The sequence below is a fragment of the uncultured Parabacteroides sp. genome, assembly GCF_905196875.1.
Classification (GTDB): domain Bacteria; phylum Bacteroidota; class Bacteroidia; order Bacteroidales; family Tannerellaceae; genus Parabacteroides.
Map to the genome: position 1 here is coordinate 36,488 of NZ_CAJJWO010000008.1, position 18,321 is coordinate 54,808.

The 18,321-nt window shown below is 42.3% G+C and carries 14 protein-coding genes; 13 read left to right on the forward strand and 1 reads right to left on the reverse strand.

Annotated features, from left to right (window positions below; genetic code table 11):
• Positions 1 to 23: 23 nt before the first annotated feature.
• From QZ076_RS04765 to QZ076_RS04815, 11 genes are all read left to right on the forward strand, one after another.
• Entirely contained in the window at positions 24 to 1,418 is a 1,395-nt protein-coding gene (locus QZ076_RS04765) for a sulfatase (RefSeq protein ID WP_293710786.1), read from the forward strand.
• Between the two features lie 94 nt (positions 1,419 to 1,512).
• Positions 1,513 to 3,027, forward strand: a complete 1,515-nt coding sequence (locus QZ076_RS04770; protein ID WP_293710906.1) for a sulfatase — start codon at positions 1,513 to 1,515, stop codon at positions 3,025 to 3,027.
• A gap of 62 nt (positions 3,028 to 3,089) precedes the next feature.
• Complete coding sequence (rpsF, locus tag QZ076_RS04775) at positions 3,090 to 3,443, forward strand: 30S ribosomal protein S6 (protein ID WP_293710788.1); 354 nt, start codon at positions 3,090 to 3,092, stop codon at positions 3,441 to 3,443.
• A 2-nt stretch (positions 3,444 to 3,445) separates the two neighbouring features.
• Positions 3,446 to 3,715, forward strand: a complete 270-nt coding sequence (gene rpsR / locus QZ076_RS04780; RefSeq protein WP_007654155.1) for a 30S ribosomal protein S18 — start codon at positions 3,446 to 3,448, stop codon at positions 3,713 to 3,715.
• 21 nt (positions 3,716 to 3,736) lie between these two features.
• Complete coding sequence (gene rplI, locus QZ076_RS04785) at positions 3,737 to 4,180, forward strand: 50S ribosomal protein L9 (protein ID WP_075558740.1); 444 nt, start codon at positions 3,737 to 3,739, stop codon at positions 4,178 to 4,180.
• Between the two features lie 196 nt (positions 4,181 to 4,376).
• On the forward strand, positions 4,377 to 6,302 hold the full coding sequence (locus QZ076_RS04790; protein ID WP_293710790.1) for a family 43 glycosylhydrolase: 1,926 nt from the start codon (positions 4,377 to 4,379) through the stop codon (positions 6,300 to 6,302).
• A gap of 118 nt (positions 6,303 to 6,420) precedes the next feature.
• Positions 6,421 to 7,644: an N-acetylmuramoyl-L-alanine amidase gene (locus tag QZ076_RS04795; RefSeq protein ID WP_293710792.1), complete on the forward strand. Its 1,224-nt coding sequence runs from the start codon at positions 6,421 to 6,423 to the stop codon at positions 7,642 to 7,644.
• 25 nt (positions 7,645 to 7,669) lie between these two features.
• On the forward strand, positions 7,670 to 8,554 hold the full coding sequence (locus QZ076_RS04800; protein WP_293710794.1) for an MlaD family protein: 885 nt from the start codon (positions 7,670 to 7,672) through the stop codon (positions 8,552 to 8,554).
• 369 nt (positions 8,555 to 8,923) lie between these two features.
• On the forward strand, positions 8,924 to 10,321 hold the full coding sequence (gene dnaA, locus QZ076_RS04805; protein WP_293710796.1) for a chromosomal replication initiator protein DnaA: 1,398 nt from the start codon (positions 8,924 to 8,926) through the stop codon (positions 10,319 to 10,321).
• Between the two features lie 256 nt (positions 10,322 to 10,577).
• Entirely contained in the window at positions 10,578 to 13,118 is a 2,541-nt protein-coding gene (locus tag QZ076_RS04810) for an adenosylcobalamin-dependent ribonucleoside-diphosphate reductase (RefSeq protein ID WP_293710798.1), read from the forward strand.
• Positions 13,119 to 13,205: 87 nt separating this feature from the next.
• Complete coding sequence (locus QZ076_RS04815; protein WP_293710800.1) at positions 13,206 to 15,899, forward strand: 4-alpha-glucanotransferase; 2,694 nt, start codon at positions 13,206 to 13,208, stop codon at positions 15,897 to 15,899.
• A 106-nt stretch (positions 15,900 to 16,005) separates the two neighbouring features.
• Here QZ076_RS04815 and QZ076_RS04820 read toward each other — a convergent pair whose 3' ends face one another.
• Positions 16,006 to 16,368: a polymer-forming cytoskeletal protein gene (locus QZ076_RS04820; RefSeq protein WP_293710802.1), complete on the reverse strand. Its 363-nt coding sequence runs from the start codon at positions 16,366 to 16,368 to the stop codon at positions 16,006 to 16,008.
• Between the two features lie 94 nt (positions 16,369 to 16,462).
• Here QZ076_RS04820 and folB point away from each other — a divergent pair, with 94 nt between their 5' ends.
• Positions 16,463 to 16,825, forward strand: a complete 363-nt coding sequence (folB, locus tag QZ076_RS04825) for a dihydroneopterin aldolase (protein ID WP_293710804.1) — start codon at positions 16,463 to 16,465, stop codon at positions 16,823 to 16,825.
• Between the two features lie 54 nt (positions 16,826 to 16,879).
• A complete protein-coding gene (locus QZ076_RS04830) occupies positions 16,880 to 18,316 on the forward strand; it encodes a monomeric [FeFe] hydrogenase (protein ID WP_293710806.1) in 1,437 nt (478 codons plus the stop codon).
• Positions 18,317 to 18,321 lie beyond the last annotated feature (5 nt).

Sequence of the window (18,321 nt, forward strand, 5' to 3'; positions counted from 1 at the left end):
TCTGCCTGTAAAAACGATGTACCATGAAAAAATACATATTATATTATACGGCTTTTGCAGGTTTAGTTCCTTGCCTCGCAGTAGCATCCGATCGTCCGAATATCATACTGATCAATATAGATGATTTGGGTTGGACGGATATGAGTAATAACGGAAGCCAATATTACGAAACTCCGAATATCGATCGTCTTCGTGAAAAAGGTATCTGGATGAATGAAGCCTATGCCGGTGCAGCTAACAGTGCTCCCAGTCGTGCTTGTTTACTGACAGGGATGTATACACCTCGCCATGGTATTTATACGGTCGGGGAACCTAACCGTGGTGATGCCAGTAAACGTAAATTGGTTGCAATTCCGAACCGGACATCATTGGAGTCGGGTATCCGGCTTCTTCCGGAAGTATTGAAAAATTCCGGTTATCAGACTTGCCATATTGGAAAATGGCACGTAACTGAAGATCCGCAGCAAAATGGCGTCGATGTTAATATTGCCGGAAATCATGCCGGACATCCTGTTAGCTACTTTTCTCCTTATTATAATGAAGATTTGACAAATGGTCCGGAAGGGGAGTATTTGATGGATCGGTTAGGTTCGGAAGCTGTTGATTATCTTCGGGAAGTAGATAAGAGTAAACCATTCTTTCTATATTATGCGACATATGCAGTGCATACTCCTTTACAAGCAAAAGCTGACCTGATTGATAAATATAGAAAAAAGCCATCAACATCGGCTCACAATAATCCGGTTTATGCCGCTATGGTGGAGAATATGGACTGGAATATCGGAAGAGTCCTTGATGAGGTACAGGCTTTGGGAATAGAGGAAAATACTTTTATTGTATTTACCTCAGATAATGGAGGTGTATATGGAATATCACGTCAGTGGCCTTTAAGAGCAGGAAAAGGTTCTTTTTATGAAGGAGGAATTCGAATACCGATGGTTATTTATCAGAAAGGTAAATATGAAAAACGGGAAATTTGTAATATGCCGGTCATGCAGCTCGATTTGTTTCCCACATTTTTGGAAATAGCAGGAGTAAGACGGTCTGACTTACTGTTGGATGGAGTCAGTCTTCTTCCGTTGTTGGAGGGGAATGAAACAAGTTTTAAGGGAAGGCCGTTGTTTTGGCATTTTCCTGCTTATTTGGAAGGAAATGAAAAAGAAACGGAAGAGACTGGTAGTGATGGTTTTCGTACACGACCGGTTTCCGTGATTCGAATGGATGATTGGAAACTTATCGAAAATTACGAAACTGGAAATGTTGAACTGTATAATATCCGGACGGACGTGTCTGAAAAGGAGAATCTGGCTTTGCAGAATAAAGACAAGCGGGATGAATTGTTCGATTGGTTGCAGATATGGAAACAAAAGGTAGAGGCTCCGATTCCTACAATGCTTAATCCTGGGTATGGAAAGTAATTCGGAAGAAAGACCCTTTTAGAAAAGCTTAATTGATTAAAGTTACTTTTCAGTGTAAATAAGTGAAATTTTGAATAATATGAAAAGTCTATTGATGGGAGGATTGATTCTGTCGAGTCAGTTGATAGGGGCTCAGGAACGTCCTAATATAATAGTATTCCTGGTTGATGATATGGGAGTAATGGATACGTCGCTTCCTTTTCTGACAGATAAGAATGGAAATCCGGTTCGTTACCCTTTGAATGATTGGTATCGGACTCCGAATATGGAGAGACTGGCACAACGAGGAATACGTTTTTCTACTTTTTATGCCCAAAGTGTGAGTTCTCCTTCACGTGCTTCGATTATGACAGGCCAGAATGCTACACGGCATCATACAACGAACTGGATCAAAGCCGAGTCTAATAATCGTGATCAATACGGCCCTTACAATTGGAATTGGGAAGGTCTGAAAACGAACAGTCTGACATTGCCCCGGTTACTCCAAAAACAAGGATACCGGACGATCCATGTAGGAAAAGCTCACTTCGGTTGTAAAGAAAGTGAAGGGGAGGTCCCACAGAATCTTGGTTTTGATGTGGTAATAGCAGGATCTTCCATTGGTTCTCCCGGTAGTTATTATGGTAAATCTGGGTATGGATATATAAAAGGCAATAAGCTACGTGCTGTTCCGGATTTGGAAAAATACCATGGTACGGACACTTTCTTGACGGAGGCGCTGACCATTGAAGCAAATGCACAGATAGATCAGGCAATAGCGGAGAAAGCACCTTTTTTTCTTTATATGTCCCATTATGCCGTTCATTATCCATTCGAAACAGATAATCGTTTTTCGGCTCATTATGAATCGTCTGATAAACCGGCAGATGCAAAGTCTTTTGCCACACTGATCGAAGGAATGGATAAATCGCTTGGAGATATGATGGATCATCTCGATTCTTTGGGAATTGCGGAGAATACATTGATTCTCTTTTTAGGGGATAACGGATCTGACGCTCCGCTTGGTCCTTCCCGGGAATATTCTTCTTCAGCTCCGCTTCGGGGGAAAAAGGGAACCGAATTTGAGGGAGGCATGCGTGTCCCTTGTATCGTAGCCTGGGCAAAACCAGATAAATCTAATAAATGGCAAAAACAATTTACTGTGGCCGAAGGAGCTGTGCAGACACAAATGGGAACTGTAATGGATGTTTTGCCAACTTTGGCTACTTTTGCCGGAGTGGAAATCCCGGATTCTTATCCTGTCGACGGACAAGATTTGAGAACGCTTTTGACCGGAAAGGCAGATCGTACACGGGAGGACTGTTTTTTAATGCATTTTCCTCATAACCATCGTGGCAGTTATTTTACGGTTTATCGGGAAGGAGATTGGAAGCTGGTTTATTATTATAACCCGGAACATCTTGAGCGACCGGATTGTCTTTTGTTCAATCTGGTAGAAGATCCGGGAGAACAAAAAGAAATATCAGCCTTGAATCCTGTAAAGACTCTTGATATGCTTCGTCGTATGATTGTTCGTCTTGAAAATGAAGGTGCACTTTATCCCGTCGATTTTGATGGGCATGAAGTTCGTCCTGATATGGCTTTTTTTGAAACAAAGTTTGCAGAATAAAAAAAACTCCTTACCTTTGCCCCGCAAATTTTTAAGTACTAACAAATATAAAACAGCGTTTTATGAACAATTATGAAACCGTTTTCATTTTAACTCCCGTTTTGTCTGACGCACAGATGAAGGAAGCGGTAGAAAAATTCACGAACATCCTGAAAGAACAGGGGGCTGAAATCGTGAACGAAGAAAATTGGGGATTGCGCAAATTAGCTTATCCTATCGACAAGAAAACAACAGGCTTCTATCAGCTGGTTGAATTCAAGGCAAATCCGGAAACTATCGCCGCTTTGGAAGTTCAGTTCCGTCGTGACGAACGTGTAATCCGTTTCCTGACTTTCCGCCAGGACAAATATGCAGCAGAATATGCCGCTAAGAGAAGAAATCTGAAATCATCTAAAGAAACAGTAAAGGAGAATTAATCATGGCAGCAACTCAATCAGAAATCAGATATTTAACTCCGCCTTCAGTAGACGTTAAGAAAAAGAAATATTGCCGTTTCAAAAAGAACGGTATCAAGTATATCGATTACAAAGATCCTGAATTCCTGAAGAAATTCCTGAACGAACAGGGTAAAATTCTTCCGCGTCGTATCACAGGTACTTCTTTGAAGTTCCAGCGTCGTATTGCTCAGGCTGTAAAAAGAGCTCGTCACCTGGCGTTGCTTCCTTACGTAACCGATTTAATGAAATAATAAAAAGAGAGGAGACAGAATATGCAAGTTATTTTGAAAGAAGATGTAATCAACTTAGGTTACAAAGACGATATCGTAACAGTAAAAGATGGTTACGGACGTAACTTTCTAATCCCCCAGGGTAAGGCAGTAATCGCTTCTGAGTCTGCTAAGAAAGTATTAGCTGAAAACCTGAGACAACGTGCTCACAAGTTGGCTAAGATCAAAGAAGACGCTCAGGCATTGGCTGCTAAGTTGGAAGGTGTTGCATTGACTATCGGTGCAAAGACCAGCTCAACAGGTACAATCTTTGGTTCTGTAACGAATATTCAGGTTGCTGAAGCTTTGGCAAAGGCTGGTTTCGAAGTAGAACGCAAGATTATCTATATCAAAGAAGCTGTTAAGGAAGTTGGTAGCTACAAAGCTATTCTTAAACTTCACAAAGAAGTTTCTGTTGAAATTCCTTTCGAAGTGGTTTCTGAATAATTCAGTAAACGATATAAATTTAAAAGGGCAGTTCGTCATAGAATTGCCCTTTTTTGTTCTTAGATTGCCTTTTCCCCTTCTCTTTGACTGAAAAGTCTCCCTTTTTGCTTAATTTCTCCCCCATCTCTATTAAATGTATATTGTACTTTTGTGTCTGTCATTAAGATTATTGTTAAAACCAAAGGATATTAATAACATGAGAAACCGAATTTATTTACTACTGTTTAGTTGTTTGTTGCCGTGGATCGTTCAGTCACAATCTGCGTCGGATAGAGTTCTTGAAAAAGATTATGTAGCGTATCTGTTTACCTATTTTACGGGAAACCATATCAGCCAGGAAGCTGTCTGTTTTGCTGTGAGTATGGATGGATATAATTACTGGGCTTTGAATGATAATAAACCGGTGATCGATTCCAAAGTGATCAGTTCTACCGGTGGTGTACGTGATCCTCATATTTTACGTTCGGAAGACGGAAAAACTTTTTACATGGTTGTAACCGATATGGTCTCTGATAATGGCTGGGATTCTAACCGGGCAATGGTTTTACTGAAATCTACCGACCTGGTAAATTGGTCTCATTCGGTGATCAATATGCAGAAGCGCTATGTCGGACAGGAGAAGCTGAAACGTGTCTGGGCTCCGCAAACTGTTTTTGATCCGGAAGCCGGAAAGTATATGGTGTATTGGTCGATGAAATATGGGGATGGCCCGGATGTTATTTATTATGCTTATGCGAATAACGACTTTACGGACCTGGAAGGAGAACCTAAGCCGTTGTTCATACCCGAAAATAAACTGTCTTGTATAGATGGAGATATTGTTTATAAAGATGGTACCTATCATTTATTCTATAAAACGGAAGGGCATGGAAACGGTATCAAAGTTGCTACCACTCGTTCGCTTACATCCGGTCAATGGAATGAAGAACCAGATTATAAGCAGCAGACGGACAAACCAGTGGAGGGTGCCGGCACTTTTAAACTGATCAATCAGGATAAATATATTTTGATGTATGATGTTTATACTTCCGGCAAATATCAGTTCACAGAAACAATTGATTTGAAGAGCTTCAAAGTGATAGACAGTGAGGTCAATATGAATTTCCATCCGCGTCATGGAACGATTATTCCTATTACCCGCGATGAATTAAGACGTATCACCGGTAAGTGGGGGAAACCTGCCGAACTGGGTGAATTACCCGATAACCCAATCTTGCCTGGTTTCCATGCCGATCCTGAAATCTTATATTCCCAACAGACAAAGAAATATTATATCTATTCGACAACGGATGGACACGATGGATGGGGTGGTTGGAGTTTCAATGTCTTTTCGTCTGATAACCTGAAAGACTGGACGGACGAGGGAACTATGCTCGATTTGAAATCCGGGCAGGTCTCCTGGGCTAACGGGAATGCTTGGGCACCCTGTATAGAAGAAAAAATGATAGACGGGAAATATAAATACTTCTTTTATTATAGCGGCAATCCGAATGATGATAGTGGCAAACAGATTGGTGTTGCCATTGCCGATTCGCCAACAGGCCCTTTTGTTGACTTAGGACATCCTATTATTACATCGTCTCCTGTCGGTCATGGGCAACAGATCGATGTCGATGTCTTTACCGATCCTGTATCGGGCAAACCTTATATTTATTGGGGTAATGGCTATATGGCGGGGGCTGAACTTAATAAAGATATGACTTCTCTCAAAGAGAAAACAATTACCGTGATGACCCCGGAAGGAGGAACTCTGCAGGATTATGCTTATCGTGAAGCTCCTTATGTGTTTTACCGGAACGGGCTTTATTATTTTTTGTGGTCGGTAGACGATACCGGATCGCCTAATTATCATCTTGCTTATGGTACATCCAAATCTCCGCTAGGTCCTATTTCGGTAGCCGATGATCCGGTTATATTGGTTCAGAACCCGGCAAAGGGAATATACGGTCCGGCTCATAACTCTGTTCTGCAAATCCCCGGGACGGATGAATGGTATATTATATATCACCGCATAAATAAAAATTACCTGAAGGAAAGTCCTGGTACACACCGTGAGGTTTGTATCGATCGTATGGAGTTTAATCCGGATGGGACGATAAAGAAAGTGCAGCCTACTAATTAAGTGGATTTGATAGATCTATTACTGTAAACAAGAGACGACCAATTATTTATAGAAAAAGACTTCTCGTAATCAGTAAAAAAATGCTACATTTGCCCCGAATTTGCAATAAAAGTATAACGTGGCAAAAAGATCTTTTCTATATATAACTTTGCTGATAGCCCTGTTTCTTTCCTTGTCTGGAGTTCAGGCCAGGGAGAGAACGTTTACTGTCGTGATCGATGCCGGTCACGGGGGGAAAGACCCTGGTGCACGCGGTACTGTTATTGATGAGAAGGTAATAAACCTGTCGGTCGCTTTAAAGCTGGGGGAGAAGATCTCTGCCAACCATGACGATGTAAAAGTTATTTATACTCGCAAGACTGACCGTTTCATAGAACTGGATGAACGTGCCAACATCGCCAACCGGAATAAGGCTGACCTGTTTATCTCGATACACACAAACTCCGTTAAAAAAGGAAGTACAGCCCGCGGTACTGAAACTTATACCTTAGGTTTGGCCCGTACAGATGAGAACCTGGCAGTTGCTATGCGCGAAAACTCTGCTATCTTATTAGAAGATAATTATCTGCAGAAATATGAAGGATTCGATCCTAATTCTTCCGAGTCATATATCATATTCGAGTTTATGCAGAATAAGCATATGGAGCAGAGTATCAGCCTGGCTTCTGAAATTCAGAAGTGTTTCACCTCGGCCAATCGTGGTGACAGAGGTGTGAGGCAAGCAGGTTTTCTGGTTTTAAGGAAAACAAGTATGCCTAGTGTTTTGGTAGAACTTGGTTATATCTCCAACCGGGAAGAAGAACGTTTTATGAAGTCGTCGGACGGACAGAATAAACTGGCTAGTGCTCTTAGTGATGCTTTTACGAAATACAAAAAAGAATATGACAGAAAACAGGGAGGTGTCTCTGTAGGTGCAAATAGTTCGGTTGTATCATCGGAAACCCGTAATATCCCAGCGTTAAGTGAAGATAAGCAGACACGGAGCGATCTTTCTGATGCTCCGGTAGGGAGTGAGGAAGATATTCTTAACAAAAAGAAAAATTCATCTTCACAAAGAAAACGGACTCAGACTACGGTGGCGTCCAGGGAAAAGTCAGATACGACAGGTAAAATAATCTATAAAGTGCAAATTCTTACCTCCGATAAAAAACTTTCTCCGGGGGCAAAAGTGTTTAAAGGATATAAGAATGTGAACTTCTTTGTTGAAAAAGGAATTTATAAATATACTTATGGCGAAACAACGGATTTTGATTCAATCAGGAAGTTACGCCGACAGGTAGCTAAGGACTTTAAAGATGCGTTTATCGTAGCCTTTAAAGATGGCAAAAAGGTGAAATATTAAATAAAGAAACATATAATTTAAAGGGATGAAAAATATACTGACCAAAGAGGCAAAAATCGGACTCGTAAGTATTATCAGTCTGGCGTTGCTGTATTTCGGGATTAATTATCTGAAAGGAATAAATTTATTCAAGCCGGTAAATCATTATTTTGTTACATTTCATAATGTGAAGGACGTTACTGTTTCCAGTCCTGTTTTTATTGATGGTTTTAAAGTCGGATTGGTTAGAAGCATTGCCTATGATTATGAAAATACGGATAAAATAACAGTTGAAATCAGTTTAGATGATGAGATGAAGCTAACTTCGGGTAGTTATATTACGATTATTAAGACTTTGCTGAGTGGAGGAGAACTCCATATTCACCTGAATAAGTATGTAAAAGATTATCTGAAGCCTGGAGCGACGCTTGAAGGACGGATGGAAGAAGATATGATGCAGGCTGTACAAGATAAAATTCTGCCTGGTGTGGCAGATCTGTTACCTAAGATAGATTCGATCCTGGGAGGTCTGCAAACGTTGATTGCTCATCCGGCAATCGCCCAGTCTCTGAATCATATTGAGAAAACAACTGGTAACCTGGAAGCTTCCACTCGTCAGTTGAATGTCTTGCTGAGCAAAGACGTTCCCGGAATTGTATCGGATCTGAAAGTGATAACAGGTAATTTTAATGAGGTCAGTGCCGGGCTGAAAGAGTTGGATCTGGCTACAACAGTTAACTCGATAAATGCAACATTGGCTAACCTCAAGCTTACTACTGATAAGTTGAATCAAAAAGATAATAGCCTCGGATTATTGTTGAATGACAGAAGTTTATATGATAATCTGGATAGCACAATGGTGAATGCTTCCAATTTATTAATAGACTTGAAGAAGAATCCGAAAAGATATGTTCATTTTTCTGTTTTTTAACTGAAAGGAATATTAAAACATCTAATGTTATTTAGAATTATTCCAATTAAAGAAAAAAATATACAAACCTAATTTCAGGCAGGCTTAAGGCCTTTAGATAGAGGAAAATAACCTGACATCGGAGTCTTTTTGCATAGGGAAAGGGGGGAAAGCGTGGATAGTAAAAGTGCCCCAAAATAAAGGGCTCTTGAATATCGCGAATAGTAAGTGCTTGTTAATCAGATGTATTTCTTGTAACTGCTTGATGCTAAATGGGATATTGAACATTCAAAAGAACCAAATAATTCGGAGCTTTTTTTTTCCGAATTAATTTCTAAACTTTGTAGTCCGAAAGAAATATAAAAGCTATAGTTGGGAGAGTAATAAATCATGCAAACTGAATATCAGACATTGTGGAATAAATGCCTCGCTGTCATAAAAGACATCGTGCCGGAGGCCGCTTTTAACACATGGTTCATGCCGATCATACCTCTATCGTATGAGGATAACAAATTTACGATTCAGGTACCGAGCCAGTTTTTTTATGAGTATCTTGAAGAGAAATACGTAAATGTACTGAAGGTTACATTATATCGTGTTATCGGTCAGGGTACGATTCTTAATTACCGTGTTATGGTAGATAAGACGACTGGTGGTACGGTAGATTATCCGGCAGAGAATGGTTCAGTAGCTGTAAAGAAAATAACTCCCAAAGATGCGAACAAGGCTCCTAGTCCATTTGTACAAACTGCACCTCAGGATTTGGATCCTCAATTGAATCCCAAATATAACTTTGAAAACTATTTTGAAGGAACCAGTAATAAATTAGTACGTACTGCGGGAGAAGCTGTCGCTCAGAATCCTGGAAAGACAACATTTAATCCATTATTTATCTTTGGCCCTTCAGGGGTGGGTAAAACACATTTGTGTCATGCCATAGGAACACGTATCCGTGAACTTCATCCAGATAAGAAAGTGTTATATGTTTCGTCTCATCTTTTCCGTGTACAGTTTACTGATGCGATCCGTAAGAATACGACAAATGACTTCCTGAACTTTTATCAGAATATCGATGTCTTACTATTGGATGATATCCAGGAGTTGATCGGTATGGATAAAACACAGAACACATTTTTCCATATATTTAATCACCTTCACCAGTTAGGAAAACAGTTGATCCTTACATCCGATAAGGCTCCTGTCGACTTACAAGGAATGGAGGAGCGTTTGATTACTCGTTTGAAATGGGGCTTGACTGCTGAATTGAGTCGTCCGGACCTTGATCTGAGAAAGAAGATTCTTAAAAACAAGATCAATCATGACGGAATCGTTATTCCGGATGAAGTATTCAACTTTATAGCCAATAACGTAACGGAAAATGTTCGTGACCTGGAAGGTATTCTTGTTTCTCTGATGGCAAATGCTGTCATTAATAATAAGGAAATAGATTTGCCTTTGACCAAACGTGTGGTTAGCCAGGCGGTTCGTCTTGAAAAGAAACAGTTGTCTGTTCAGATGATTCAGGAAATTGTGTGTAATTACTTTAATCTGGATCAGTCAGTCATTCAGACGCGTTCCAGAAAGCGTGAAATTGTACAAGCTCGTCAGATTACGATGTATCTTGCCAAAAAGTATACCGATTGTTCATTTTCCCATATCGGAAAGATAGTAGGTAAAAAAGATCATGCCACAGTTTTGCATGCCTGCAAAACAATCAAAGATCAGATGGAAACGAGCAAATCTTTCCGGTCGTCTGTCGAAGAAATCGAAGTTAAGTTGAAAGGCTAAGAAAGCCTTAAAATATAGTCTGAAAGGATGTCATTTTGTATGGCATCCTTTTCTGTTTTTGGATAACCTCGAAAAGTGGGAGGTTTTCGTTTTGGAAAACTTTGTTTGGTGAGTGGAAATGTAATGTATTGATATTCATTGGTGATTTGGCTTGAAGTGGAAAACTTGTCGCCTGTTTCGATTTTAGTTGTTGAATAATTTGGTTAATAAATAAAGTATTCTTAAACTTGCACTATTATTAAATACAGTAATTATCGTGAACCATAAAACTTACACATTCGATGAAGCATTTAAGGCTTCACTGGACTACTTTACGGGCGACGAGCTTGCCGCGAAAGTATGGGTAAACAAGTATGCTTTGAAAGATGCATTCGGGAATATTTATGAGGAATCCCCTAATGATATGCATCACCGGTTGGCAAAAGAAATTGCCCGTGTAGAAAAAAAGTATCCTAATCCGTTGTCGGAACAGGAACTTTTTGACCTATTTGATCATTTCCGCTACATCGTTCCGCAGGGAAGCCCGATGACGGGGATAGGCAACGATTATCAGATTGCCTCACTCTCTAATTGTTTTGTGATAGGATTGGATGGAGAAGCCGATTCCTATGGTGCAATTATCAGGATTGACGAAGAGCAGGTTCAGTTGATGAAACGTCGTGGAGGTGTAGGACATGATTTGTCTCATATTCGTCCTAAGGGATCTCCTGTTAAGAACTCCGCTCTTACTTCGACAGGGTTGGTGCCGTTCATGGAACGTTACTCTAATTCTACACGTGAAGTAGCGCAGGACGGACGTCGTGGTGCATTGATGTTGAGTGTGTCGATCAAGCATCCGGATTCAGAATCCTTTATCGATGCGAAGATGACGGAAGGAAAAGTAACCGGTGCAAACGTATCGGTGAAAATAGATGATGATTTTATGAATTCCGTTGTTAGCGGAACTCCATATACGCAGCAATATCCTATCGATTCGGAAAATCCTACTACTAAAAAAGAAATAGATGCTCCGGCTCTGTGGAAGAAGATTATACACAATGCATGGAAATCTGCTGAACCGGGTGTTTTGTTCTGGGATACTATTCTACGTGAATCGGTTCCCGATACATATGCCGACCTCGGTTTCCGTACGGTTTCCACCAATCCTTGCGGCGAAATACCGCTTTGTCCGTATGATAGTTGCCGTTTGCTGGCGATTAATCTTTATTCATACGTTGTGAATCCGTTTACAAAAGATGCTTACTTTGATTTTGATCTATTCAAAAAACATGTAGCATTGGCACAGCGCATCATGGATGATATTATCGATCTTGAATCAGAAAAGATTGAGAAGATCCTTGAAAAGATCGACTCCGATCCGGAATCGATGGAAGTGAAGGAAACGGAACGTCATTTGTGGGAAAAGATCCAGAAGAAAACATTACAGGGACGTCGTACCGGTGTGGGTATCACTGCGGAAGGCGATATGATCGCAGCATTAGGTCTCCGTTACGGTACGGAAGAAGCTACCGAATGTGCTGAGGAGATTCAGAAAACATTAGCTTTGGAGGCTTACCGTTCTTCTGTTATGATGGCTAAGGAACGTGGTGCTTTCGAAATCTATGATTCAAAACGTGAAGAAAAGAATCCGTTCATCAACCGTCTGCGTGAAGCCGATCCGGGACTCTATGAAAATATGCTGAAATACGGACGTCGTAATATTGCCTGTCTGACTATTGCTCCTACGGGAACAACCAGTCTGATGACACAGACGACTTCCGGTATCGAGCCAGTCTTCCTTCCAGTGTACAGACGTCGTCGTAAAGTTAATCCTAATGATTCGGATGCGCGTGTCGACTTTGTCGATGAAACAGGTGATGCATTCGAGGAATATGTGGTATTCCATCATAAGTTTGTAACCTGGATGTTGGCAAACGGTTATTCCGCTTCCAAGCGATATACTCAGGAGGAAATTGATGAGTTGGTTGCTAAATCACCTTATTATAAGGCGACTTCCAATGATGTCGACTGGTTGCAGAAAGTCCGTATGCAAGGGCGTATCCAGAAATGGGTGGATCATTCTATCAGTGTGACTATCAACCTGCCGGCTGACGTAACGGAAGATCTGGTCGATTCTTTATATGTTGAAGCATGGAAGTGCGGATGTAAAGGATGTACGGTTTATCGTGACGGTTCCCGTTCAGGTGTATTGTTGTCGACAGAGAAAAAGAATAAGAAAGACGATTGCAATTGCATGGAGCCGCCTGTTATCGTGGCTACCCGACCGCGTGAACTGGAAGCAGACGTCGTTAAGTTCCAGAATAACCGCGAAAAGTGGATTGCCTTTGTCGGTTTGCTGAATGGACGTCCTTATGAGATTTTTACCGGTCTTGCAGACGATGATGAAGGTATCATGCTTCCGAAGAACGTATCGAAAGGTTCGATCATCAAGAGTTATGATGAGGATGGACAGAAGCATTACGACTTCCAGTTCAAGAACAAACGTGGTTATAAAATGACTATCGAAGGCCTGGACGGTAAGTTCGACCCTGAGTTCTGGAACTATGCAAAACTAATCTCCGGTGTGTTGCGTTATGGTATGCCTATCGATCAGGTGATCAAGCTGGTTCAGGGAATGGAGTTGAACAACGAGTCTATCAATACCTGGAAGAATGGTGTTGAACGTGCCTTGAAGAAATACTTGCCGAATGGAACCGAGCTAAAAGGGCAGAAATGTCCTAACTGTGGTCAGGAAACCCTGATCTACCAGGAAGGATGTCTGATTTGCACGAACTGTGGAGCATCAAAGTGTGGATAAGTGTAACATCGTAAATATTTTTAATGAATGCGGAGAGAAATCTCCGCATTTTTCATATCTTCGCGACTGGAACTAAATTTGATACACATGAAAGTCACCTTTAATATCAACTTCCATACCGTTTGGGGGCAGAAGTTATGTGTAGTAGGATCTATTCCGGAGCTTGGCTCATGGGAGCCTGCTTTGGCTAAGGAAATGAACTACAAAGGGGATGGAAACTGGCAGCTTGAGCTGGATCTGGAACTTACATCGCCTCAACAGACTATCGAATATCGTTACTTTTTAAGTATAAATGACAAGCAGGTATTTGAAGAATGGGAGAAGAACCATCAGATAGTATTTGAAGGGCATGCCAATCATTACACCTTGTATGACTATTGGCAGATACGTCCTAACAATCTGGCTTTCTATTCTTCTGCTTTCACGAAAAGCCTGTTTGCTCATCCCTGCAACACCTATGAACGGGTTGTCAAAAGCGGGAAAAGGCTGACCATTAAGATCTCGGCCCCGCGTGTGGAGAAGAACCAAAGCGTTGCCATCACCGGCAATCAGGAATGTCTGGGAAACTGGCATCCCGATAAAGCTTTGATCCTTAGTTGCGACACCTTCCCCGACTGGCATATCGACCTGGATGCAAACGATATAGTTTATCCGTTGGAATACAAATTCCTTGTCTATGATAACGATAAGCATCAGCCGGTATACTGGGAAGAAGACGAGAACCGGAAACTCGATCTGCCTCCGCAGGATTTCGGAGAAACCGTTACCGTATCCGGGCTTTATTTCCGCGACAATCTACCTTTATGGCGATGTGCGGGAACAGTGATCCCGGTATTTTCTCTCCGTTCCGAACAAGGATTTGGAGTTGGTGACCTCGGGGATCTGCGTATGCTGGTCGACTGGGCAAAGAAAACCCGCCAGCGTATCATACAGGTCTTGCCGATGAATGATACGACGATGAGCCATACGAAAGGGGACTCTTATCCGTACAGTGCAATCTCTATTTATGCGCTTCATCCAATGTATATCAGCCTGCCGTCGATGGGAGAGTTGAAGGATGCGGGAAGGTCCGCCTTTTATAAGGCAAAGCAGGAAGAACTGAACGCGAAGGATGCTGTCGACTATGAAGAAGCAGTAAAATATAAACTGGCTTATTGCCGGGAGTTTTTCAGTCAGGAGGGAACTGCTATTCTGGCCAGTCCCGAATATCAGGAATTCTTTGCTCAAAGTCAATCCTGGCTGGTACCGTATGCAGCATACAGTTACCTTCGTGATAAATATAAAACATCCGACTTTACGAGCTGGGGAAATAATGCTACCTACAACAAGTCGCAGATACGTGAACTTTGTTCGGAAGATAGTGGTGCTTATCCGGAAATATCTTTTTATTATTTCCTGCAATATATTCTGCACACACAATTTAAATCTGTATCTGACTATGCCCGTAAGAACGGGATTGTCCTGAAAGGCGACCTCCCGATCGGTGTGAACCGCACCAGTATCGATGCCTGGACAGAGCCGCAATATTTTAATATGAACGGTCAGGCAGGAGCTCCCCCGGACGATTTTTCGGTGAATGGCCAGAACTGGATGTTCCCGACCTACAACTGGGAGGTGATGGAGAAGGATAATTACTCCTGGTGGAAGAGACGCTTCCATAAAATGAGCGACTATTTCGACAGTTTCCGTATTGACCACATCTTAGGCTTCTTCCGAATCTGGGAAGTACCGCAGGATTATATTCAGGGGCTTTGCGGTCATTTTAATCCGGCTCTTCCTTTGACAAAAGAGGAGATAGAGCAATATGGATTTACTTTCAATGAAGCCCGTTTCACGACTCCGCATATCAATCATAAATTCCTGCCGGAATTATTCGGTATTCTGTCTGAAGAAGTGGTGGGAACCTATCTGGCACAATCCTCTTCCAATCATTTTGTGCTGAAATCTTTCTGCGATACGCAGCGGAAAATCGAAGCGTTGTTTGCAGGAAAGACCGACGAAGCTTCCTTGCGCATAAAAGAAGGACTCTTCTCTATTACCAATGAGGTCTTATTCCTCCGTGATCCGCAGGAAAAGGATAAATTCCATCCTCGTATTTCAGCAAGCCAGTCATACATGTACAGTGAATTGAGTACCTCCGACAGATATGCGTTCGATCAACTGTATTGGGAGTTCTTCTATCATCGTCATAATGACTTCTGGAAAGCGCAGGCATTTAAACGTCTGACACCTTTGGTGGCAAGTACCAATATGTTGGTATGCGGTGAAGACCTGGGAATGATCCCTGAATCAGTGCCCGATGTAATGAATAAACTTCAGATACTCAGCCTGGAGATCGAGCGAATGCCGAAGACACCCCAACGGGAGTTTACGGATATGTTCAACTTACCCTATCACTCGGTCTGTACGACATCTACGCATGATATGACCCCACTTCGTAATTGGTGGAATGAAGACCGCGAAAAGATACAACGCTATTATAATAATGTATTGCAGCGAGAAGGTACTGCCCCGGAAGAATGTTCGGAAGATATAGCGACCCAGATCGTCACAAACCATCTGGCTACTAATTCCATGCTGACCATTATTCCTATACAGGACTGGTTCGCTATCGACGACACGGTGAAGAGGAAAGATATAGAATCCGAGCGGATTAATATTCCGGCTATCCCGAATCATTACTGGCGTTACCGGATGCATATACCTTTGGAAAGGCTGTTGACGGAAGACCGGTTTAATGAGAAAGTGTCACAATTGATCCGGTCGTCGGGAAGGAAATAAGGAGAGTTATTTGCTTTAACCGGCACTATAGTCCTACCCGTACCGGCACAGTAGTATTGATGTTGTTAACACAGTAGTGCTGATGCAGGTAGGACTATAGTCCTGCTTATTTCGTCGTTTTGGAACACATATTGCAAACTCCGTTGAAGCGAGCATTCGGTTCGATTTCCAGAGACTGTGCAAATACATCCCCTTTAATATTGGCGGTAGCTTTCAGAACCAGTTTTTCACTGACACGTACCGATCCTTCCACTTCTCCCAGAATTTCGGCGTTGGCAGAAACGATATTACCGGCAACACGTCCTTTGGGGCCGATCACGATCTTTCCGTTGCAATTGATATCTCCTTCAACTTGACCGTCCAGTCTGAAATCGGTTTCTGTAATAATATTACCTTTAACGGCTGTTCCGGCAGCAAGGGTGTTATGTAGGCCACCGGCGGAATTTTCATCTTTTTGTTTTATTCCCATCATATAAATACTTTGTTGCTTGTCTCGCAAATATAGGCTATTTTTTTTGCAGAGAGGACTACTTTATCTACTTTTACAGATAAAATAACGTAAAATGACAGTACGAATAGAACTGGAAACCATGAAATTCTATGCCTGGCATGGCGTGTCGCCTCAGGAGACACGTGTTGGTAACACTTTTGTGGTGAACCTTATACTGACTGCACCCCTTGAAAAAGCAGTGGCTAGTGATGATCTGGACGACACGATCAATTACGCCGAAGTGTATGAGATCGTGAAAAGCGAAATGGCTATCCCGTCGAAGCTGCTCGAACATGTAGCCGGGCGGATCCTGCATGCGCTCAAAAGAGCATTTCCCCAACTACTGGCTGTTAAGCTGAAGCTATCCAAACTAAATCCTCCTTTTGGCGGGGATGTTTACAGCGCCTCCGTAATTCTGGAAGAGACGTACAGCTAGTATTTCGATAACTTTCTCTATCTTTGCATTTTTAAAGCACAAATAATATACACCATGGCATTTACCAACAACGTAATGATTGTCCGCCACGGCTTGATGGCGAAGTTAGTTAAACTTTGGAAAGAAAACCGTCTGCTCGACGAGATCGATCGTCTGCCCATAGAATTGAGTCCCCGTAAATCGAAAGTAATAGGCCGTTGCTGTGTACACAAGGAGCGTGCCGTATGGAAATATAAGACGCTTCCCCTGCTCGGATTCGATATGCAGGACGAGATAGACGAACTGACTCCTTTGTCGGAGTATGCCAAACGCGCCTTGCTCCGCCCGGAGAATAAGAAAGACAACCTGATGTGCGTAGTCGACGAAGCCTGTTCGTCCTGTGTACAGGTAAATTATGAGATCACCAACCTATGCCGTGGTTGTGTGGCACGTAGCTGCTACATGAACTGTCCGAAAGATGCTATCCAGTTCAAGAAGAATGGACAGGCGAGGATCGATCACGATACTTGTATCAGTTGTGGCAAATGCCATCAGAATTGTCCCTATCATGCTATCGTATATATTCCTATTCCCTGTGAAGAGGTTTGTCCGGTGAAAGCCATCAGTAAGGATGAATACGGTGTGGAGCATATCGACGAGTCTAAATGTATCTACTGCGGTAAATGTATCAATGCCTGTCCGTTTGGAGCGATATTCGAAATATCCCAGGTATTCGATATTCTGCAACGGTTACGTAATAAGGAACAAATTGTTGCTATCGTGGCACCCTCTATCCTGGCACAGTTCAGCGCTCCGGTAGAAAGTGTATACGGAGCGATTAAGGCGATGGGATTTACGGAGATCGTAGAAGTAGCTCAGGGAGCGATGGAGACTACCCGCCGTGAAGCGGAAGAACTGAAAGAAAAACTCGAAGAAGGACAACCTTTCATGACGACCAGTTGTTGTCCTTCATACGTTCAGCTGGCTGAAAAGCATATCCCGGATCTGAAGAAATATATCTCTTCCACAGGCTCTCCGATGTATTACACGGCACGTCTTGTCAAACAGAAATATCCTGATTGCAAGATCGTATTTATCGGCCCGTGCGTAGCCAAGCGCAAGGAAGTAAAGATGGATCCGGCGGTAGACTTTACACTGACATTCGAAGAGATCGGCTCTATTCTGGAAGGACTCGACATCAAAGTGGAGGAAGCAAAACCTTTCTCTGTCCTTTTCAACTCCGTGCGTGAAGCGCATGGTTTCGCCCAGAGTGGCGGTGTGATCAACGCAGTGAAAGTCTACCTGAAAGAAGAGCAGGTAAACGCTGTGCAGGTAGCTAACCTGACAAAAAAGAACGTCGCCTTGCTTCGTGCCTACGCCAAAACAGGCAAAGCTCCGGCACAGTTCATAGAAGTCATGGCCTGCGAAGGAGGTTGTGTGACCGGCCCTTGTATCCATGCCGATAAAGTGACGGGACAGAAGCAGCTGATGAAGGAACTAACTAAATACTAAACATA